Origin of the sequence: Microbispora oryzae (assembly GCF_017896165.1) — a bacterium.
GTDB lineage: Bacteria > Actinomycetota > Actinomycetes > Streptosporangiales > Streptosporangiaceae > Microbispora > Microbispora oryzae.
In genome coordinates this window covers 1-20,039 of record NZ_JAFCNB010000022.1, presented here as the reverse complement: position 1 = coordinate 20,039, position 20,039 = coordinate 1, and the positions used below count along the sequence as shown (strand labels likewise).

Here is a 20,039-nt window from a genome sequence, read left to right as displayed (position 1 = left end):
GTCAGAGGGCGTCAAGCAGGCTCTGGCCGAGGTGGCTCCGGGAGCTCGTCCCGGGCGGGACGGCGAACAGCGCGCTGGTCTCGTGCACGACGAACCGGCTCAGCTCGTCGGCCAGCGCCAGGCGCTGCTGGATCCGGGTGAATCCGTCCCGGGGATCGTTCTGGAAGGCGAGGAACAGCAGACCGGCGTCCGGAGCGCCGTCGGGCCGGAGGCCGTCGAAATAGGAGAACCCCTTCCGGAGGATCGTCGCCCCCGCGTTCGAGGCCGGCGCGGCCTGCCGCACGTGGGCGCCGGGACCGATGGCCAGCCCGCCGCCGGGGTTCTGCCCGCCGAGGTCGAGCGGGGTGAACTCGGTGCCGCCGGACAGCGGAGCGCCGCTGTCCTTGCGCCGTCCGATGATCTGCTCCTGCCGTTCACGCGGCAGGGTGTCCCACGCGTCGAGCAGCATCCGGATCCGCCGGAACACCAGATAGGTGCCGCCGCGCATCCACGCCGGATCGGCGGCGAAGACCCGTGTGCCGAACCCGGGATCATCCGGTTTGGGGTTACCCGTTCCGTCGAGCTGGCCCATGAGGTTGCGCGGGGTGGTCCCTCTGGCCACGGTGACGCCGCCGGTGGAGTTGAAGCCGCTCATCTGCCAGCGGACCGTCGCCGTTCCCCGTGCCGTGCGGGTCAGCGCGCGCAGGGCGTGCGCGACGACGATCGCGTCGTCGGCGGTCAGCAGCACGCCGATGTCCCCGTCGCCGCGCCGCGGGTCCAGCTCGTCCCGGGGGAAGGGCGGGATGGGCGCGAGCTCGGCCGGCACGGGCGCCTTCAGCGCGCGCAGCAGCGACGCGCCGAAGCCCACGGTGATCGTCAGGGACGACGGGCCGTGGCCCAGCGCCATCGCGTCGTCTCCCGGCACGGGTTCGCCCGCCGTCAGCAGCCGGGCGTCCCGCGTCCACGTGCGCAGCAGGGACGCCAGCTCGGCGGGTGCGGCGCCCGGTGCGAGGTCGAAGGCGGCGAACCAGCCGTGCGCGGCGGGCGGGGCCAGGATGCCCGCCTGGTGGACGCCGTCGAACGGAACGCGCAGCCCGCCGACGTCCTCGGCGCGTTCGCCCCCGCGGATCGAGGCCGCCGCGGTGCCGCCCACCGCTCCCGCGACGGCCGCGGCACCGGCCGCCGAGGTCGCCGCCAGCACGCCACGCCGGGTGAAGCGGCGCGGCGTGCCCGCGGCGCTCACCGGTGCCGCGCCGGAGGACGGTAGCCCACCGGCACGACCGGAGCGGTGACAGTGACCTGACCGACCTTCGCGAAGCTGAGCGTGAGCCGCACGTGGTCGCCCGGCTCCAACGTCCGCGACGGAGACTCGATCATGACGTGGTAGCGGCCCGGGGCGAACACGAAGACGCCGTGCGCGGGCACGGTCACCGAGTCGAGCATCGTCATCGACGTGCCGGTGGTCCGGTGCATCATCGACGTCGCGGAGACGTCGGTGTGGACGCCGGTGAGCACCGCCGGGACGTCGCCGGAGTTGGCGACGGTGAAATAGGCGGCGGCGACGTCCGGAGAGGCCGGTCGCGGCACGTACGCGTCGGTGACGCGCAGGTCGGAGATCTTCACGTTCCCGGTGCGGCCGCTCCACACCCAGGCGATCGCGGCCACGACGACGGCCACGACGACGCAGACGACGATCAGCGACGGGCGGCTCCTCGCCGGGGTCATGACGCCGCTCCCCGGGCGCCCGCTGCCGTGGCCGCGCCCCGCCTGAGCAGTTCGCGCAGGTCGGCGACGTAGTCGGCCGACGGGGTGCCCGAGCTGAAGATCAGCCGGCCCTGGTGCGCGGCGTCGTAGGCGATCACCTGGGCGCCGTGCGTCACCTCGTAGTCGCCCGACGTGGACGTGGGCGGCTCCAGCGCGATCCCCGCCGTCCTGGCCGCGGCCCGGATCGTGGCGTAGTCGCCGGTGAGCCCGACGAACGACGAGTCGAAGGACGCGAGCCACGACCTGATGACGGCGGGAGTGTCCCGGCGCGGATCGGTGGTGACGAAGACGACGGAGATCTTGGCCCGCTCGGCTCCGCTCAGTTCACGCAGCGCGGAGGCGAGGTCGGCCATCGTGGTCGGGCAGATGTCCGGGCAGTGGGTGTAGCCGAAGTAGACGAGGGTGAGCCGGCCCGCCGTGCCCTCGCGCAGGTCGAACGGCCTGCCGGAGGTGCCGGTCAGCGTCACGTCGGGCTCGGGGAGCGGCTGCCGCAGCCAGGTCCCGTGGAACTCGCGCGCGGTGCTCAGCACCCGCACGGGCGCCCCGCCGGTGCCGGCGCCGGTGCGGCCGTCCTGCGGGCCGGCGCAGCCGGCGAGCGCGCCGGCCAGCAGGAGCAGGGCGAGCCCCGCTCGTACGGCAGGCCTTCGCCGGGATTCCGGCGTGGTGAATGGGTGGAGTGTCAAGGTCGTTTCCTCGTTCTCGGGCAGGCCGACGGGCACGCCTGACCAGGCCGATGCCGGCCGTGACCGCGGACGGCGCGGTGCCCGGGAGGAGGTTCGACGTGGTCAGACGAGGTGAAGCGAGACGCGTCGTCCCCGTGGCGGTCCCCGCCGCACCACGGTGTGCCGGAGTACGGCGGTGACCGAAAGATCGTCTTCGTCGTGGGACGCGGGCGCGGTGGCCGGGATGACGTGGATCGTCAGGGGTGCGACGAGGGCGAGCACGCGGCCCAGGTGAGTGGAGACGGCGAACGCCAGCGAGCGCAGGGCCCGCCAGAGCGCGCGTTCGCCCACCGACAGCCAGAGGGCGACCAGCGCGCCGGCCACGGCGTGGGCGGCGAACATCGCCGGGACGGGCATCCCGTCGTGTGCCGGAAGCCCCGTCTGGGCGGCTGACGCTACGTCCATCGGTGTCGCGTGCCCGGTCATCGCGCCGTGGACGGCGACTCCGGGCGCTCCGCCCGCCGGGGTCGTCCAGGTGAACCAGACGTGCAGATAGAGCTGGACCGTCTCCACCGCCGCCAGGAGCCAGCGGGCCGACCGCTCACGGCCGGCCAGCCGGTAGCCGATCAACGTGACCAGGCCGAGGGCCACGCCGACCGACCAGGCCGGCACCGGGCGCGGCGCCATCACGTCGTGGCCGGCCTGGGACAGGCCACCACACACCAGGGCGAAAACCCCGGCGCGCATCAGCCGGAACCATCCAGGTGGGCGCCGCATGACCTCCGCCCCTGCTCTACGTCGCGTAGAGCGCCATCTTACCCGCGGACGCCCGGCGGTCGTCACGGCGAACCGGTGATCGATCTCGCGCCTCTCCGTCGCGCCGGGCATTATCGGACGACGCCCGATTGCCATATTGGTGAAAATCGAAAACAAAACTCCCTGAACCGGCTCGCGTCCTCCCCTCTCGGCGTGGGTTCCCGAAACGGCGCCGGGGCGGGGATCCGAATACCAGTCTGATTTCTCCGGCAATTCCCAGCTTTTGGCTGGGTTGTGCTGAAGGGCCGCGTCTTCGGGGCGCGGATGTAAGTTTCAGGGAACCCGTCCCGGCAGGACGGGCGGAGGCGAGGCGGGAAGCCGGATCGCCCGGATCCGCCGTCCGCGCCGGTGAACGTGGGTGAACGTGGGTGAACGCCGGAGAAAGCCACCCCTTTTCTGATTTCCGGCAAGCGGATGACGTCTTTATGTCCGATGATAAATCGCCCGCCCGGCGGCCCGAATTTTCCGGTATGAGAAATCCGTTCCGCTGATATTGTCAGCCTCACTTTCGCGGTCCACACTCGGTGAGGAAGAATCCCGCCCCCCATTTTGGAGCCGCAATGGACCGAGCCGTAATGGGAGTTCGCGGACGCAGGAAATCGATCCTCCGGCGTCTGCTGTCCGCCGTCGTCGCGGTGCTCGGCGTGGCACTCCTGTGCGTGCCACCCGCCTCCGCCGCCTCCGTGCTGCCGACGCCGAAGGACCTGACCGCGTTCTTCGACCTCGAGTGCTACAAGACCGACCCGTACCAGCCGCCGGCCACCAAGCTCACGCTGCGGCACATCAACCCGGTGCTCGCGAACCTGCCGACCGAGACCGTCGCTCTCGGCCAGCGCGAGCAGCTGTGCGTCCCGGTCGCCAAGAACACCCAGGTGCCGCCGTCGCCCGCGCTCGACTTCATCCGGTACGTCGACCTGTCCTGCTACCGGATCTCCGGTGCCACGGTGAACACGGGCCTGGTGCTCAGCCACCTCAACCCGCTGTTCCAGAACCTGCCGCGCACAGAGGTCGTCGTGAACACCCCGCAGCAGCTGTGCGTTCCGGTGATCAAGAACAATGTGGTCCCGCCGCAGGAGATCCTGAATCTTGTCAGCCACATCGACCTCAAGTGCTACGGCATCACGCCCAACGCCGCGCTGAACCAGAAGGTGTCGCTGCGCCAGCTCAACCCCGTGCTGGTTCCGTCGATCCCCACGCACAGCGCGGGAATCCTCTACGCCCGCCAGCTGTGCGTCCCGGTGCAGAAGGCGGGTGACACGATCCCGGCCGACGTGTTCAAGGTCGTGCAGTACATCGACGTGGAGAAGTTCGACATCACCACGCCCGCCCTGCCGACGGTCTCTCTGGTCCTGCGGCACATCAACCCCGTCCTCGCGGGTCTGCCGGAGGAGAAGGCCGTCCTCGCCGGCGCGAGCCAGCTGGCCCTGCCGGTGGCCAAGAACGGCAACTTCCCGCCGGGCTGATCCCCTGACCGGTGCCGCTGGCCCTGTCACCGGCCCCGTGTCGACTGAACGGCGCCCCTCCGCCCGGCCGGGTGGAGGGGCGCCCCGCCGTCCGCGGACGCGGCCGAACCGGCATGGTTCAGTGGTATTAGCGTGATAAAAACCGTCATTTCGGCTGCCATCATTGGACGATGCTGGAGGTGGCGGGGCTCAGCGCCGCGGAGGAGCGCACATACCGGCTGCTGGTCGCAGCCGTGGAGGCCGATGCCTCGTCCATCGGGGACGTCCTCGGGATGGAGACCGCAGAAGTCGAGGAGGTCCTGCGGTCCATGCGGGCCAAGGGCCTGGTGCGTCTGGCGGCTCCCCGTGGCCGGTCGTCCCCCGAGCCTTCCCACGAGCCTTCCCACGAGCCTTCCCACGAGGACTCCCGCGCGGAACGGCGGTACGCCCCGGTCCCGCCGGAGATCGCGCTCGGCGCGTCGTTGCTGCGGCGGCGCCAGGAGCTCGACTGGGCGCGCCGGGTCATGGACCAGCTGTCGGAGGAGTATCGGGGCAACGCCCGCCGCTACGACTCCAGGCAGCTCGTCGACCTGCTGCCCTGCCGCGACTCGATCCGGGAACAGCTGCTCCACCTGCAGGACAACGCCCGCGACGAGGTCGTCTGCTTCTGCCGGGCCGCTCCGGTCGCCCTGACGTCCCAGGAGAACGACGCCGAGCCCGCGGCCCTGGCCAGGGGAGTCTCCTATCGGGCCATCTACGAGCGGGCGCACCTCGAAGAGCCGGGCATGCAGTCCAATGTGGCGTACGGCATCAAGCTGGGGGAGCAGGCGCGGGCGGTTCCGCACCTCCCCGTACGGCTGACCGTCGTCGACCGCCAGGTCGGGGTGCTCACCCTGGTCCAGCATTCCGGAGTCGCCGAACCGACGGCCGCGCTGATCCGGGGCAGCACGCTCCTGGACGCGATGCTCGCCCTGTTCGAGGCGTACTGGGAACGCGCGATCCCGCTGCGCGTCATGGACGACGGCGTCGTGTCCATGGAGGAGGCGCCCTGCCCGCTGGACTCCGACGACCTCTTCCTCCTCTCCCTGCTGGTCGCGGGCGTTCCTGACAAGTCCATCGCCAGTCAGCTCGGCATCAGCCAGCGAACCGTCCAGCGCCGGATCTCCCACATCATGGACGTCGCCGGGGTGCGGACGCGCATGCAGCTGGCGTGGCACGCGGCCCGCGAACGGTGGCTGTAAGACCGTTTGATGACTCACTGAAAGGTACAGAGTCGTCTACGGGTGGCCGTGATCGCCGCCGCCGCGAAGAGGCAGCTCGGCGGCGCCTGGACCGGCCTGAGCAGGGCGGGGCGAGGGTCTGACATCGTCGGCAAGGTATTCGAACCCGGAGAAGTCACCTACCATCGTCGCCACATGTGCGAGCGCTCACATGCGACCGGATCCCCCAACCGGAAGATGGACCACCACATGCATCCACATCGCTCATCCCTGGCCCGGCGCTGGGCCGTGCGCGCGTCGGCCCTGGTGACCGCCGCGGTGGCCTGCCTGGCCACCTGGGCGGGGCCGGCCTCCGCCCACGGCTCGATCGTCGACCCGGCCAACCGCAACTACAGCTGCTACGTGCGCTGGGGCAGCGACTTCCAGAACCCCGCCATGGCCCAGCAGGACCCGATGTGCTGGCAGGCGTGGCAGGACAACCCGCTGGCCATGTGGAACTACATGAGCCTCTACCGCAACGGGCTCGGCGGCAACTTCCAGGCCGGGATCCCGGACGGACAGCTGTGCAGCGGCGGCCGCGCCGACAACGGGTCCTACAAGTCGATGGACACGGTCGGAAACTGGAAGGCCACGGACATCGGCAACTCGTTCACGGTCAACCTGCGCGACCTGGCCAACCACGGCGCCGACTACCTTCTCGTCTACATCACCCGTCCGGGCTTCGACCCGACCACGCAGGCGATCAAGTGGAGTGACCTGCAGTTGCTCACCAAGACCGGGAGGTTCAGCCCCGGCCAGAACTACACGGTCAACCTGAACACCTCCGGGCGTACCGGCCGGGCCGTGGTCTACACGATCTGGCAGGCCTCCCACATGGATCAGGCGTTCTTCTTCTGCAGCGACGTGAACTTCGTGCGCTGACCCCACGCCGATCCCCGCCGCGGCCCCCGGTGATCCGGGGGTCGCGGCACGTCCGGCGGTCCGCTCCTCATCCGACCGGGACGTCCGCCGGGACGTCGGCGGGCACACGTATGAAGGCGAACGGTGTCTGACGGCGGAGGCGGAAACCGAGCGCCTCGTACACCCGGATCGCGGAGGTGTTCTCGGCGGCGGTGTGCAGGAACGGGGTCTCGCCGCGGGCGCGGATGCCGGCGGCGACGGCCAGCACGAGCCGTGACGCCAGACCCTGCCGCCGGAAACCCGGATCGGTGCAGACCGCGCTGATCTCCGTCCAGCCGGGCGGGTGCAGCCGCTCCCCGGCCATCGCCACCAGCGCGCCCTCACGGCGGATGCCCAGGTATGTGCCCAGCTCGACGGTGCGTGGCCGGAACGGGCCCGGCTGGGTCCGCTCGACGAGGTCGAGCATCTCCGGCACATCGGCCGGTTCCAGGCGGACCGCCTCGTCGTCCGTCGCCGGGGTGACGTCGTCGCCGACCAGTTGCACGCCCGTGATGTTCGTCACGACCTCCCAGCCGTCGGGCGCCGCGGAGGCGTCGCCGGTGAGGGGGACCGTCGCGCCGGGTCCGGCGAGCGCGGCGAGGTCGTCCCAGTCGGTGGGGGAGGGATCGCCGGGCAGGGCGTAGAAGGGGGAGACGTCGTCCGGGTAGCGCAGCGCGCCGCCGTGCCCTTCGGCGAAGCGCGCGTGCGGACCGGTCAGGGACGCCCACACGGGGTTGTCCAGGAGACGCCGGTCGCTCATGGGGGAACCTCCTGTCGCTCTTACGTCCACGGGCTGCATCCTAGAGCGAATATCCCACTAAATCAGTAGGTCTTGACGGGAATATCTGCCGCTGGCGAAGATTGCTCAGGTACCTCTCACGATGTCGGCATGCCCGCGGACCGCCGCGGTCGCCGGGAGGGCTGATCCATGACTGTCGAGCCATTCGAGCTCCGGAATCTCCAGCCCCGCCCCGCTCTGGGGGAGCGATGAGCGCGTCCTTCGTGCTGGAGGAGACGACGGCGGAGTCCGCCGGTTCTCTGACCGTGATCAGGGCGCGCCGCCCGGGACGCTGGGCCGCCGGCGCGGTGGTGGCGGTGCTGCTGGCGATGGCGGCCAACGCTCTGGTCACCAATCCGGCCTGGGACTGGCCGGTGGTGGCCGCGTACCTGTTCCATCCCTCGGTGCTGCACGCGGTCCTGTTCACCATGGAGCTGACCGCGCTCGGCATCGTGCTCGGATTCCTGCTCGGGACCGTGCTGGCGCTGATGCGGTTGTCGCACGTCCCGCTGCTCGCGTCCGTGGCCTGGGGCTACGTGTGGCTGTTCCGCTCGGTGCCGCTCATCCTGCAGTTGCTCTTCTGGTACAACCTCGCCGCGCTGTACAAGCAGATCTCGTTCGGGGTGCCGTTCGGGCCGGCCTTCTTCTCCGTCGGCTCGATGGACCTGATCGGACCGGTCACGGCCGCCGCGCTCGGCCTGGCGCTGCACCAGGCGGCGTACGCCGCGGAGATCGTTCGCGGGGGCTTCCTCTCCGTGGACCCGGGCCAGCTGGAGGCGGCCGCGGCGCTCGGCATCCCGAGGGCCAGGCAGATCGTGCGGATCCAGCTTCCGCAGGCCATGCGATCGATCGTCCCGGCCGCGGGAAACGAGATCATCGGCCTGGTCAAGGGAACCTCGGTCGTCTACATCATGGCGCTGCCCGAGCTGTTCTACCAGGTGCAGGTGATCTACAACCGGAACGGCCGGGTGATCGCGATGCTGCTGGTGGCGGCGATCTGGTACCTCGTCCTGACCACCGTGCTCTCGGTCGGGCAGTACTACGTGGAACGCAGGTTCGGGCGCGGCCTCGCGCGGGCCCTGCCGCCCACACCGGTGTGGCGCGTCCGCCGGGTGCTCGCCGTACGGCGGGCCGCCCGGCGGCGGCGCTCGGCCGGTGGCGGAGATGAGGAACGATGAGCGGGCCCATGGTCGACGTGCGCGGCGTCTACAAGAGCTACGGCTCGCTCGACGTCCTGCGCGGGGTGGACCTGCGGGTTGAGGCCGGCGAGGTGACGGTGGTCATCGGCCCGTCGGGGTCGGGAAAATCGACGCTGCTGCGCAGCATCAACCACCTGGAGAAGATCGACCGCGGGTACGTCACCATCGACGGCGAGTTCGTCGGCTACCGGCGCTCCGGAGACCGTCTCTACGAGCTGAAGGAACGCGACATCCTTCGCCAGCGCACCCACATCGGTTTCGTCTTCCAGAACTTCCACCTGTTCCCCCATCTCACCGTCCGGCAGAACGTGACCGAGGCGCCGCTCTCCGCGCAGGGCCGCCCCCGCGACCAGGTGGAGGCGCTGGCGACCGAGCTGCTTGAGCAGGTGGGCCTCTCCGGCAAGGCCGGCGCCTATCCACGGCAACTGTCCGGCGGGCAGCAGCAGCGCGTCGCGATCGCGCGGGCCCTGGCTCTGCGGCCCAAAGTCGTGCTGTTCGACGAGCCCACCTCGGCTCTCGATCCGGAGCTGGTCGGCGAGGTGCTGGAGGTGATGAAGGCGCTGGCCCGCGGCGGCACCACCATGATCGTCGTGACCCACGAGATCGGCTTCGCCCGTGAGGTCGCCGACACCGTGGCGTTCATGGACGCCGGCCGGATCGTCGAGCAGGGCCCGCCGCCGCAGGTGCTCGACCGTCCGCGGCACGACCGTACCCGCGCCTTCCTCAGCAAGGTGCTCTGACTCCCCGCCCCCGGGGCTGCCACTCCCGAGTCCGCCGGATGGCGGCTCGCCGACACTCACTAGGAAACCCATGCCCTCCATCCCCTCGTTATCCCGGTTCGCCGTGCTCAACGCGTCCGCGCTGGTCCTGCTGGTCGCGTGCGGCGCGACGCCCGACGACGCGGCGACCGGTGCGGCTCCGGCCGCCCCCGCCGCCGTCTCGAAGGCCGCGGCTCCGGGCGGACTGAAGATCAACACCAGTCCGGAGCAGAACCGGATCCGGGCCAGGAAAGTCGACGCGATCGCCGCCGAGGTCCCCGCCGCCCTCCGGGAGAAGGGGGAGCTCCTGGTCGGCACCGCCACATCCGAACCGCCGCTGTCGTTCGTCGCCGACGACAACGTCACGCCGATCGGCGTGGAGGAGGACATCGCCTCCCTCGTCGCCGACGTGCTGGGCCTGAGGCTGCGCCTCGAACCGACCTCCTGGGAGAACCTGTTCCTCGCCGTCCGGTCCGGCAAGTACGCGGCCGGGTTCTCCAACATCACGGTGACCGAGGAGCGCAAGGACATCTATGACTTCGCCACCTACCGGCTGGACCAGCTCGCGTGGGAGGTGCCCAAGGACAGCACGATCGCCGCGATCACCAAGCCGGCCGACATCGCCGGGCTCAGTGTGGCCGTGGGGTCCGGCACCAACCAGGAGAAGATCCTGCTGGGCTGGGACAAGCAGAACCAGGCCGCGGGACTGAAGCCCGTCCAGATCCAGTACTACAAGCAGGCCGCCGACACCTACCTCGCGCTCAAGTCCGGCCGCATCCAGGCGTTCTTCGGGCCCAACCCGACGTCGGCGTACCACGTGGCGGTGAGCGGCGACACCAAGATCGTAGGCACCTTCTCCGGGGCCGGCCCCACGCTCCAGGGACTCATCGCCGCCATGACCCAGAAGGGCAACGGACTGGCCAAGCCGATCAGCGAGGCCATCGACGCCCTCATCAAGGACGGTACCTACGGCCAGGTCCTCACCCGCTGGGGCCTGTCCAACGAGTCGGTCCCCAAGTCGCTGGTCAATCCCCCCGGTCTGCCCCGGGAGCAGTAGGCCGGAGGCACGGTGGCCGCCACCGGAGTCACCCGAGGTAACAGCCCATTTTCTATGTAGGTAATGTAGGTTTTTAGCTATCATGGGCCCATGGGAGCATTGCTCGACCTAGTGCAACTGCGAACTTTCGTGGCCATCGCCGAGTGCGGGGGCTTCGGCCGGGCCGCCTCCGCTCTGCGGACGAGCCAGCCCACCGTGAGTCAGCACGTCAGGTCCCTGGAGCGGGTCGTGGGTCAGCCGCTCGTCGAGCGGACCGGCAGATCGACCCGATTCACCTCGGCGGGGGAGACCCTGCTGGTGGAGGCGCGGAGGCTGCTCGCCGCACACGACGCGGCCATGTGCCGGCTCGGCGCCGAGCGGCCGGCGGCGCTCACGGTCGGGGCCATCGAGCACGCCGCGTGCCAGGTGCTGCCCGACCTCCTCGGAGCGCTGATGGCGGCGCTTCCCGGGCAGGACGTCGTCTTCCGGCTCGACCGCAGCACGGCGCTCGCGGAGGCGACGACACGCGGCACGCTCGACATGGCGCTGATCCTCGGCGTGGTGCCCAACGTCGGTGGCGTCCAGGTGGGCACCCTGCCGCTGCACTGGCTGTCGGCGCCCGGCTGGTTCATGCCGCCGCCGGACGGTCCGGTGCCTCTGGTCGCCTTCCAGGAGCCGTGCGCCCTGCGCACGCGGGCGGTCCGCGCGCTCGAGGGGCTCGGCTGGTCGGTGCGGATCACCACCGAGGCCACCAATCTCGAGGGCGTGCTGGCGGCGGCCCGCGCGGGCCTTGGGGTCGCGCTGCTGCCCACGGCGTACGGCGTCCCACAGGGTCTGGAGGAGGTGCGTCACCTGCCGTCCCAGGGCTCGATCGGGCTGCGCCTCGTCAGCAGGCAGGGGCTCGACGCGGCCATCGAGGCGGGTGCGGGGGAGGCGCTGCGGCGGTTCTTCTCGTCCATCACGGATTTCCCCGGCCCGCTCGCCGAACGGGTTCCAATAGGAAATTCGAATTAACACCCATAGGGAAAGTGAATTGTTCGCGGAGGTGGCTCCGGAAATACCCTTCGAAATTGCATGGAATCCGTTGACGGGTGCGTACGGTTATGGTGTGATCGAAGTGCGGATCCGAATGGTGGCCCGCATGAGAAACGGAATTGGCTTTTCCTGATTCACGCGTGGGATCCCGGGAGAAGGCGATTCCGTCCCGGCGTGTCCCGCCGCAGGGGCGATGGCGTCGCGGGGCACGCCGGTTCCCGGTCACCGCGCGGGGCACGCCGATCTCTCACTCCCTTCCTCCGTGGTTCCCCCGTGCGACAGGAAAAGGTTCCACCCATGTCATTGAGCGATGAGACCGTCACCACCTTCGACGATCGCCCGGCCCCGCGGCGGCGGGGCCTGCGCTCCCGGCGCCGGTTCGCCGTGGTGGCGGCGCTGCTCGTGATCGCGGTGGTCGCCGCGGTCCTCGTCGTGTCGGCCCGGGGCGGCGACGACCGGCCGGCGCGGGCAGCGGGCGCCGGTCCGGTCGCCGGCGGCACTCTCACCTACGCGGTCGCCGGCACCCAGGTGTCGCTGGACCCCGCCGTGGCCGCCACCGCGGTGACCGGGCTGATCGACCGCAACGTCTTCGACTCGCTCATCACCCAGACCGGCCCGGACACCTTCGGCCCCTGGCTGGCCAGCAAGTGGGAGGTGTCGGCCGACGGCCGCACCTACACCTTCACCCTCCGCCAGGGGGTGACCTTCCACGACGGCACGCCGTTCACCGCCGACGCGGTCAAGGCGACGCTCGACCACGTCGTGGACCCCGCCACCAAGTCGGCGTACGCGGCCTCGCTGATCGCGCCGTACAAGGAGTCGCGTGTCGTGAACGACCACGTGGTCGAGGTGACTCTCGCGCGGCCCTTCACCCCGTTCCTGCAGGCGCTGTCGGTGCCCTATCTGGGCATCCAGAGCCCGGCGGCGCTGGCCAAGCCCGTCGCCGACTACCGCCCTGTCGGGACCGGGCCGTTCTCGTTCGTCTCCTGGGAGAAGGACAAGAGGGTCACGCTGCGGAAGAACCCGGGCTACGCCTCCCCTCCGGCCGGAGCCGCCCACCGCGGCGCGCCGTACCTCGACGACCTGGTCTTCGAATTCGTCGGGGAGGACGCGACGCGTTACGGCGCGCTCACCAGCGGCCAGGCCCAGGGAATCGCCGGCGTGCCACCCGTCAACGCGGCACGGCTCAAATCGCTGCCCGGTTTCTCGTTCGCCACGCAGGAAACGCCCGGACTGAATTACAACCTCTATTTGAACCAGACCCGCGGGCCGCTGCGCGACGTCCGGGTGCGGCGGGCGCTGTCGGCGTCGATAAACGTCGACGAGCTGGTGAAGAACATCTATTTCGGGCTTTTTCCCGCCGCGCGCAACCCGCTCAGCCGGACGACCGCCGATTACGACGCGGCCGCCGAGGGGGATTTCGCCTCCTACGACCCGCAGGAGGCGAAGCGGCTGCTCGACGAGGCGGGCTGGACGAAGACGGATGAGAACGGCTACCGCGTCAAGGACGGCAAGACCCTCACGCTCGTGTGGCCGTACTGGGCGGAGGGCAACAAGGAGCAGCGCGACGTCCTCGCCCAGGGCGTCCAGGCCCAGGCCAAGCTGGTCGGCATCAAGATCGAGCGGCCCACGGTGGACACCGGGGCGTTCGTGAGCAAATACCTCATCGGCGGCGCCTACGACCTGGTCGACGTCAGCTTCGCACGGCCCACCCCCGACGTGCTGCGCTTCGCGTTCGCCTCGGGCAACACCTACGCCAAGGCCGGCGGCAACGTCGCCCTGGTGAAATCGCCTGAGATCGACAAATGGGTCGAGGAGGCGGCCGAGACCCTCGACCCGGCGACGGCCGCGCGCGACTACTCCTCCGTCCAGCGCGAGGTGCTCCGCCAGGCCTACGTGGTGCCGCTCTACACACCCGTCCAGCTCACCGCCTTCTCGGCCAAGGTGCGCGGCGTCGCCTTCGACGCCCAGACCTATCCCGTGTTCTACGACGCGTGGCTGGGGGCCTGACCCGCATGCCGACGCTGGCGCGCCGGCTGTCCCGCCGGCTGGCGCTGACCCTGATCGCCATGTGGGGCGCCGCGACCCTGGCGTTCGCCGGCATGCGGCTGGTGCCCGGCGACCCCGCCCGCGTCATCGCGGGCGGGGTGCAGGCGAACGCCACCCCGCAGGTGCTCGACGCGATCCGGGACCAGTACGGCCTGCGCGAGCCCGTCCTGGTGCAGTACGGCGTCTTCCTGGGCCGGCTCCTCCGCGGTGACCTCGGCGAGTCCTACCAGCTCAACCAGTCCGTGAGCGGTGTGATCCTCGACCAGCTCGGCCCCACGGTCGCCCTCGCGGCCGGCGCCTCCGCCCTCGGGTTCTCGCTGGCGGTCGGCGCCGCCCTGCTGACGGCGGGCAGGCCGGGGCCGCGGGTCGTCTCCCGGGCGCTGGAGTTCGGGTCGATCTCCACCCCGAACTTCTGGATCGGGATCCTGCTGCTGGCGGCCTTCTCGTTCCGCCTGCACTGGTTCCCCGTGATCGGCGACGGCGGGCTCTCCGCGCTCGTGCTGCCGTGGGTCGCGCTCGCGCTGCCGATCGCGGGCGTGCTCGCCCAGGTCACCAGAGAGGGACTGGAACGGGCGCTCGGTCAGCCGTTTGCGCTCACGGCACGGGCGAGAGGCGCCACGGAGCACCGCGTCCGGCTCCGCCACGCGCTGCGGCACGCCGCCCTGCCGGTGCTCACGCTGTCCGGATGGGCGCTCGGGGAGCTGCTCGCGGGTGCCGTGGTCGTCGAGACGGTCTTCGCCCGGCAGGGGCTGGGGCACGTCGTCGTCGCGGCCGTGCGCGGGCGGGACTTCCCGGTCGTGACGGGGGTGGTCGTGCTTTCCGCGCTGACGTTCTCACTGGTCAACACCGCGCTCGACCTGCTCTACCGGCTCGTCGACCCGCGTATGCGCCAGGCGGCCCTGTGAGCGCGCCCGCCGCCGTGCCGTACGACCCGGTGCGCGCGGCCGAGGCGCGGGCGCGCGCACCGCGCCGCCGGTGGCCGTTCCGGCCGGGGGTGCTGCTCGCCGCGGCGTTCCTCATGCTGGTGTGCGCGGCCGCCGCGTTCCCCGGACTGCTCGGTCACGCGCCCGACCAGGTCGACCCGGCCGCCGCTCTGCGCGGCCCGGGAGGCGCGCACCCGTTCGGCACCGACGAGCTCGGCCGCGACGTGCTCGCCCGGATCGTGTATGGCGCGCGGCCCTCGCTGCTCGTCGGTGCCGGCTCCACCCTGCTGGCGGGACTGGCCGGCGCGGTGTGGGGACTCGCCGGCGCGCTCGGCGGCCGGGTCGTGGGCGAGGCGGCGATGCGGGTCGCCGACGTGCTGCTGGCGTTTCCCGCCATCCTGATGGCCCTCCTCGTGGTCGCCGTCCTCGGGCCCGGCACCCGGAACGCCGTTCTCGCGATCACCGTCGCCCTCGCGCCGGGCTTCGCCCGGGTCGTACGCGTACAGGCCCTCGTCGTGCGGGACTCGGCGTACGTCCGGGCGGCGGTGAACCTCGGGCTGTCGCCGGCGCGCGTCCTTGTGCGGCACATCGTCCCGAACGTCGTCGCGCCCCTGCTCATCCTCGCCACGGTCAACATCGGAACCGCGATCATCGCGGGGGCCTCGCTGAGTTTCCTCGGGCTGGGGCCCCAGCCCCCCGACCCCGAGTGGGGCTCCATGCTCGCCCAGGCCCGCGACTACCTCGACGTGAGCTGGACCCTCGCCCTCTTCCCTGGCGCGGCGATCACGCTCACGGTCATGTCGGCGACGATCGCCGGGCGCGCCCTCCAGGCCCGGTACGAGGGGCGGGGAGGCGGATGAGCCGCCCACTGGTGGAGGTGGCGGGCCTGTCGGTGGAGTTCCCGGCTCGCCGCGGCGTCGTCCGGGCCGTCCGCGACGTCGGCTTCGCCGTACACGCGGGGGAGTGCCTGGCCGTCGTCGGCGAGTCGGGCTCGGGCAAGAGCGTCACCGCCCGGACGCTGCTCGGACTGGCCGGCCCGGCCGCCCGGGTGCGCGCCGCGACGCTGAGCTTCGAGGGGCGCGACCTGCGCGCGCTCACGCCCCGCGAGTGGCGGCTGCTGCGCGGCCGGCGGATCGGGTACGTCCTGCAGGACGCCCTCACCTCCCTCGACCCGCTCCGCCGCGTGGGGGACGAGGTCGCGGAACCGCTGGAGGTGCACGGCCTGGCGACCGCGGCAGACCTCGACGACCAGGTCGTCGCTCTGCTGGCCGAAGTGGGCATCCCCGACCCCTGGACACGTTTCCTGCAGTACCCCCACGAGCTGTCCGGCGGTCTGCGGCAGCGGGCCCTGATCGCCTCGGCCATCGCGGCCCGCCCGTCCCTGCTGATCGCCGACGAGCCGACCACGGCCCTCGACGTGACCGTGCAGGCGCAGGTCCTCGACCTGCTCGACGCCCGGCGCCGGGACGGCACGGGGACGCTGCTCATCAGCCACGACCTGGCCGTGGTCGCCCGCCTCGCCGATCGCGTCTCGATCATGTACGCCGGGCTCGTGGTGGAGGAGGGCCCGGCGGCGGACCTGCTGTCGTCGCCCGCCCATCCGTACACCGCCGACCTGCTCGCCGCCGTGCCGAGTCTCGACGGCCCGGTGCGGCGGCCACGCGAGATCTCCCTCGCCCCGGCCGCCCGGTCCGGCTGCCCGTACGCGTCCCGATGCGCGCTGGCCGACGACCGCTGCCGGGCCGAATCGCCGCCCGCCGCGCCGTACGGGCCGGGCCGGACGGTCCGGTGTTTCCGGCCCGGGCAGGATCCGCCGCGCGCGCCGGAGACCCCGCCGGTCACCGTGCCCGTAACGCTTCCGGTCCCCGCCGAGTCGCCGGCCGCCGAGCGCGCGGTCGTCTCGGTCCGCGGCGTCACCAAGCGGTTCCGCTCAGCCGGGGGCTCCCGGCGTACGGCCGTGGACGAGGTGTCGTTCGAACTGCGCGCGGGGGAGGCGCTCGGACTGGTCGGCGAGTCGGGGTCGGGCAAGAGCACCACGGCCCGCATGGTGCTGGCCGAATTCGCCCCCGACGCCGGAGACGTGCTGCTGGACGGCGAGGCGTGGAGCGGCCTGCGTGAGCGGGACCGCAGGCCCCGCCGTGCCCGGATCCAATTGGTCGACCAGGACCCGCTCAGCTCGTTCGACCCGAGGTTCACCGTCCAACGCATCATCGGCGAGGCGCTGCCACGCGGGTTCACGGGAGACCGCGGGCGGCGGCGCGTCGCCGGACTGCTCGGCGACGTCGGTCTCGGGCCCGAGATCCTGGATCGGCTGCCCGCCCAGCTGTCCGGCGGGCAGCGGCAGCGGGTGGCGATCGCCCGCGCGCTCGCCCCGGGGCCGGAGGTGCTCGTCTGCGACGAACCCGTGTCGGCTCTCGACGTCACCGTGCAGGCGCAGATCCTCGCACTGCTCGCCCGGCTGCGCCGCGGTTCCGGTCTCTCGCTCCTGTTCATCTCCCACGACGTGGGCGTCGTCCGTCAGGTGTGCGACCGGGTCGCCGTCATGAAGGACGGCGCGCTCGTCGAGATCGGCGACGTCGAGACCGTCCTGCGTGCTCCTCGCGCCCCCTACACCCGTGCGCTGCTCTCGGCCGTCCCGCGCCTCGCCGTGGGCCGGCGGACCGCCGTCCCCATACCCGTACCCGACATGGACCTGAAGGGCCCGACATGACCTCAGCCACCTCTCCCGCCGCCCCCCGCGCCGCCGTCGTCACCGGCGCCGGATCGGGGATCGGCCGGGCGACCGCCGAGCTGTTCGCCGAGCGCGGGGTCGCCGTGCTCGCCGTGGATCACGACGAACGCACCCTCAAGGAACTCGCCGGCCTCGACCGGGTGGTGACACTCGCCGGCGACGTGTCGCTTGAGGAGACCAACCAGGCCGCGGTCGCGCGGGCACTCGCGGAGTTCGGCCCGCTCGACGCCGTCGTGCTCAACGCGGGAGTCGGCGGCACCAGGCCGTGGGAGGCGCCCGGGGCGGTCGAGGCTGCCGAGCGGATCCTGGCGGTGAACCTCCTCGGTCCCATCCTGGGAATCCGCGCCGCCGCGCCCGCGCTCCGCGCCTCCGGCGGAGGCGCCATCGTGGTGACCGCCTCGGTCGCCGGCCTGCGCGCCGACCCGGGCAACTGGGCGTACAACGCGTCCAAGGGCGCCGTGCTCAACCTGGTCAGGGCGGCCGCCATCGACCACGCGCCCGACGGCATCCGGGTGAACGCCCTGGCCCCCGGGCTGACGTGGACCCGTATCAACGCCGGAGTCCGGCAGGACCCGCTGCTCACGGCCGAGATCGAGAGCCGGGTGCCGCTCCAGCGGTTCGCCGAGCCGCGCGAGCAGGCCGAGGCCGTGTGGTTCCTCGTCTCGCCCGCCGCCTCGTACGTCACCGGGACGGCCCTGGTCGTGGACGGCGGCCTCGACGCCAGCCTCGGCGTCCTCCCCCTGCCGTCCGCACGCCGATGACGGACGGCTTCCCGTCCACCATGCACCCCACAAGAGAGAGGACCCACAGCTATGAGCACGACCGAGACCAACCGCGCGGTGGCCAAGCGTTTCTACGAGGAGGCCGTCACCCAGGGACGGCTGGAGGTCCTCGACGAGATCATCGCCGATGACGCCACGGACGCCGCCGGACCGGCCGACGGCAACCGGGGACGCGCGGGATTCGTCCGGCACATCACCTGGCTGCGGTCGGCGGTCGAGGGTGTGACGGCCACCGTCACCGACACCGTCGCCGAGGGCGACCGGGTCGTCGTGTACTGGACGATCGACGGCGTGCAGCGCGGCGAGGTCTTCGGCGCGCCGCCGAGCGGCCGCCGGTTCACCGGGCAGAGCATCAGCACCATCCGGTTCAGAGACGGCAAGATCGTCGAATACGAGGTGCTCCCCGACCGGCTCGGCATCGTCCAGCAGCTCACCGCCTGACGCCCTTCCTGAGCCGGCCGCGCCCGTGACGATGACCGCGGGTCGCGTCACCCGGCCTGTCGTTCGATCCAGGACCGCACAGCCTCGGCGGTGCTGCCCGAGTGCTCCTCCAGGGTGCTGAAGTGGTCCCCCGGGATGTCCACCGACTCGTGCGCGACCGGCCAGTACGCCCGCCAGTCCGTACGGCCCTCGGGGTCGACCGTCGTGCCGGGCAGGGGCTCGGCCGCGCGCAGCAGCAGGATGGGCGTCTCCACGGGCTTGGGCTGCCAGCCGATGAACAGCCGGTTGTAGACACCCATCGTCGTCAGCCTGTCGTCGTGGAGCTTGAGGTCGAACCGGTCGATGCGCTCCAGCATGCCGCCGATCATGGCACCCTGCCACCATCCCATGTCCTCCCGGGAGGCGGCGTCGATCGGATAGCTGTCGATCAGCGCCAGGCCGGCCGGAGGGAGTCCCGCCTCCTCCAACGCCACGGTGACCGCGTGCGCGACGCAGCCGCCCATCGACCGGCCGACGACCACGAACGGTTCGCCGTCCCCGACCACCCGCCGCAGACCCTCGACGTTCATCTGGATCAGCGTCTCCAGAGAATCGGGCAGCGCGTCGCTCTCTGTCCGGGTGAAACCCGGGGACGGCACCACGTACACGTCGCGATCGTCGCGGAACGCCTGGCCGAAACGCGCGTACTCGTGCGGCCCGGAGATCGCGCTCAGCGCCGGGAAGCACACAAGCGACACCCGTCCGGGCCCGGTCGCGAGTTTGATGGGCGCCTGCGCGTGCCGCTCCCGTTCCGCCGCGCCGAAGCTGTCACGCGCGTGCGAGGCCGCCACCAGCAGCAGCGCGGCCTCGTCGTGCTTGCCCGTGTCGTGCATCCGCCGGTGCAGCGCCGCCAGCCCCCGGCTCGATCCCGTCTCCGCGCGCACGGCCTCCCGGGCGCCCTCCCCGGCCGGCAGTTCGCGATCCAGATAGGTGGCGATGGCGTGGGGGGTGGGGTGGTCGAAGGTGAGTGTGGCGGGGAGGCGGAGGTCGGTGGCGGTGGTGAGGTGGTTGCGGAGTTCGATGGCGGTCAGGGAGTCGAGGCCGAGCTCCACGAGGGCTCGGTCGGCGGGGATGGCCCGCGGGTCGGGATGGTTCAGAACCAGGGCGACCTGTGCGCGGACGAGGTCGAGCAGAGCCTCGGTCCGTGCCTCACCCTCCAGGCCCCGTAGCCGCGCCACGAGCGGAACGCCGCCGGTACCCGTGCCCGCGGCCGGACGGGCAGCGCGGACGATGCCGCGCAGCAGCGGCGGAGGCGCGCCCTGCACCGAGGTCGCGAACTTGGCGGGGACGAGGACCGGCTGGTTCTGGCTGCTCTGGAGGGCGGTGTCGAAGAGGGTGAGTGCGTGGTGGGGGTTGAGGGGGTGGAGGCCGGTGCGTTGGATGCGGGCGTGGTCGGTGGTGGTGAGGTGGTTGGTGATGGTGCTGGTGGTGTTCCAGAGTCCCCAG

The 20,039-nt window shown here is 71.6% G+C and carries 19 protein-coding genes; 13 read left to right on the top strand and 6 right to left on the bottom strand.

Annotated features, from left to right (window positions below; translation table 11 throughout):
* Nucleotide 1 precedes the first annotated feature (1 nt).
* The 4 genes from JOL79_RS28330 to JOL79_RS28315 form a co-directional block, all read right to left on the bottom strand.
* The gene (locus JOL79_RS28330; protein ID WP_210158961.1) at nucleotides 2-1,222 is read right to left on the bottom strand and encodes a Dyp-type peroxidase; all 1,221 of its coding nucleotides are present in this window, start codon (nucleotides 1,220-1,222) and stop codon (nucleotides 2-4) included.
* A complete protein-coding gene (locus tag JOL79_RS28325) occupies nucleotides 1,219-1,704 on the bottom strand; it encodes a copper chaperone PCu(A)C (RefSeq protein WP_210158960.1) in 486 nt (161 codons plus the stop codon). Before JOL79_RS28325 ends, JOL79_RS28330 begins: the two co-directional genes overlap by 4 nt.
* Complete coding sequence (locus JOL79_RS28320) at nucleotides 1,701-2,426, bottom strand: SCO family protein (protein WP_210158959.1); 726 nt, start codon at nucleotides 2,424-2,426, stop codon at nucleotides 1,701-1,703. Before JOL79_RS28320 ends, JOL79_RS28325 begins: the two co-directional genes overlap by 4 nt.
* Nucleotides 2,427-2,528: 102 nt before the next feature.
* Nucleotides 2,529-3,152 carry a hypothetical protein gene (locus tag JOL79_RS28315; RefSeq protein ID WP_210158958.1) on the bottom strand — a complete coding sequence of 208 codons (624 nt, stop codon included), beginning with the start codon at nucleotides 3,150-3,152 and terminating at the stop codon, nucleotides 2,529-2,531.
* 629 nt (nucleotides 3,153-3,781) lie between these two features.
* Between JOL79_RS28315 and JOL79_RS28310 the strand changes: the two genes are divergently transcribed.
* From JOL79_RS28310 to JOL79_RS28300, 3 genes are all read left to right on the top strand, one after another.
* Complete coding sequence (locus tag JOL79_RS28310; RefSeq protein WP_210158957.1) at nucleotides 3,782-4,684, top strand: hypothetical protein; 903 nt, start codon at nucleotides 3,782-3,784, stop codon at nucleotides 4,682-4,684.
* 170 nt (nucleotides 4,685-4,854) lie between these two features.
* Nucleotides 4,855-5,904, top strand: a complete 1,050-nt coding sequence (locus tag JOL79_RS28305; protein WP_210158956.1) for a helix-turn-helix domain-containing protein — start codon at nucleotides 4,855-4,857, stop codon at nucleotides 5,902-5,904.
* 228 nt (nucleotides 5,905-6,132) lie between these two features.
* Nucleotides 6,133-6,804, top strand: coding sequence for a lytic polysaccharide monooxygenase auxiliary activity family 9 protein (locus JOL79_RS28300; protein WP_210158955.1), 672 nt, complete (start codon nucleotides 6,133-6,135; stop codon nucleotides 6,802-6,804).
* Between the two features lie 67 nt (nucleotides 6,805-6,871).
* Here JOL79_RS28300 and JOL79_RS28295 read toward each other — a convergent pair whose 3' ends face one another.
* Nucleotides 6,872-7,582: a GNAT family N-acetyltransferase gene (locus JOL79_RS28295; RefSeq protein WP_210158954.1), complete on the bottom strand. Its 711-nt coding sequence runs from the start codon at nucleotides 7,580-7,582 to the stop codon at nucleotides 6,872-6,874.
* Between the two features lie 227 nt (nucleotides 7,583-7,809).
* Between JOL79_RS28295 and JOL79_RS28290 the strand changes: the two genes are divergently transcribed.
* The 10 genes from JOL79_RS28290 to JOL79_RS28240 all read left to right on the top strand — a co-directional run bounded on the left by JOL79_RS28290 (nucleotide 7,810) and on the right by JOL79_RS28240 (nucleotide 18,554).
* Nucleotides 7,810-8,778: an amino acid ABC transporter permease gene (locus tag JOL79_RS28290; RefSeq protein WP_210158953.1), complete on the top strand. Its 969-nt coding sequence runs from the start codon at nucleotides 7,810-7,812 to the stop codon at nucleotides 8,776-8,778.
* A complete protein-coding gene (locus JOL79_RS28285) occupies nucleotides 8,775-9,539 on the top strand; it encodes an amino acid ABC transporter ATP-binding protein (protein ID WP_307848781.1) in 765 nt (254 codons plus the stop codon). Before JOL79_RS28290 ends, JOL79_RS28285 begins: the two co-directional genes overlap by 4 nt.
* A gap of 70 nt (nucleotides 9,540-9,609) precedes the next feature.
* Nucleotides 9,610-10,614: an ABC transporter substrate-binding protein gene (locus JOL79_RS28280; RefSeq protein ID WP_210158952.1), complete on the top strand. Its 1,005-nt coding sequence runs from the start codon at nucleotides 9,610-9,612 to the stop codon at nucleotides 10,612-10,614.
* Between the two features lie 90 nt (nucleotides 10,615-10,704).
* Entirely contained in the window at nucleotides 10,705-11,607 is a 903-nt protein-coding gene (locus JOL79_RS28275) for a LysR family transcriptional regulator (RefSeq protein ID WP_210158951.1), read from the top strand.
* A 318-nt stretch (nucleotides 11,608-11,925) separates the two neighbouring features.
* Nucleotides 11,926-13,638, top strand: coding sequence for an ABC transporter substrate-binding protein (locus JOL79_RS28270; protein WP_210158950.1), 1,713 nt, complete (start codon nucleotides 11,926-11,928; stop codon nucleotides 13,636-13,638).
* Nucleotides 13,623-14,582 carry an ABC transporter permease gene (locus tag JOL79_RS28265; protein ID WP_307848780.1) on the top strand — a complete coding sequence of 320 codons (960 nt, stop codon included), beginning with the start codon at nucleotides 13,623-13,625 and terminating at the stop codon, nucleotides 14,580-14,582. Before JOL79_RS28270 ends, JOL79_RS28265 begins: the two co-directional genes overlap by 16 nt.
* Entirely contained in the window at nucleotides 14,579-15,460 is an 882-nt protein-coding gene (locus JOL79_RS28260; RefSeq protein ID WP_307848779.1) for an ABC transporter permease, read from the top strand. Before JOL79_RS28265 ends, JOL79_RS28260 begins: the two co-directional genes overlap by 4 nt.
* On the top strand, nucleotides 15,457-17,310 hold the full coding sequence (locus JOL79_RS34600) for a dipeptide ABC transporter ATP-binding protein (RefSeq protein ID WP_230985653.1): 1,854 nt from the start codon (nucleotides 15,457-15,459) through the stop codon (nucleotides 17,308-17,310). The genes JOL79_RS28260 and JOL79_RS34600 overlap by 4 nt, the downstream gene beginning before the upstream one ends.
* Nucleotides 17,307-18,092 carry an SDR family NAD(P)-dependent oxidoreductase gene (locus JOL79_RS28245; RefSeq protein ID WP_210158949.1) on the top strand — a complete coding sequence of 262 codons (786 nt, stop codon included), beginning with the start codon at nucleotides 17,307-17,309 and terminating at the stop codon, nucleotides 18,090-18,092. The genes JOL79_RS34600 and JOL79_RS28245 overlap by 4 nt, the downstream gene beginning before the upstream one ends.
* 51 nt (nucleotides 18,093-18,143) lie before the next feature.
* Complete coding sequence (locus JOL79_RS28240) at nucleotides 18,144-18,554, top strand: ester cyclase (RefSeq protein WP_210158948.1); 411 nt, start codon at nucleotides 18,144-18,146, stop codon at nucleotides 18,552-18,554.
* Between the two features lie 47 nt (nucleotides 18,555-18,601).
* Here the strand turns inward: JOL79_RS28240 and JOL79_RS28235 are convergent.
* A partial coding sequence (locus JOL79_RS28235) for a thioesterase domain-containing protein (RefSeq protein ID WP_230985652.1) occupies nucleotides 18,602-20,039 on the bottom strand: 1,438 nt, incomplete at its 5' end.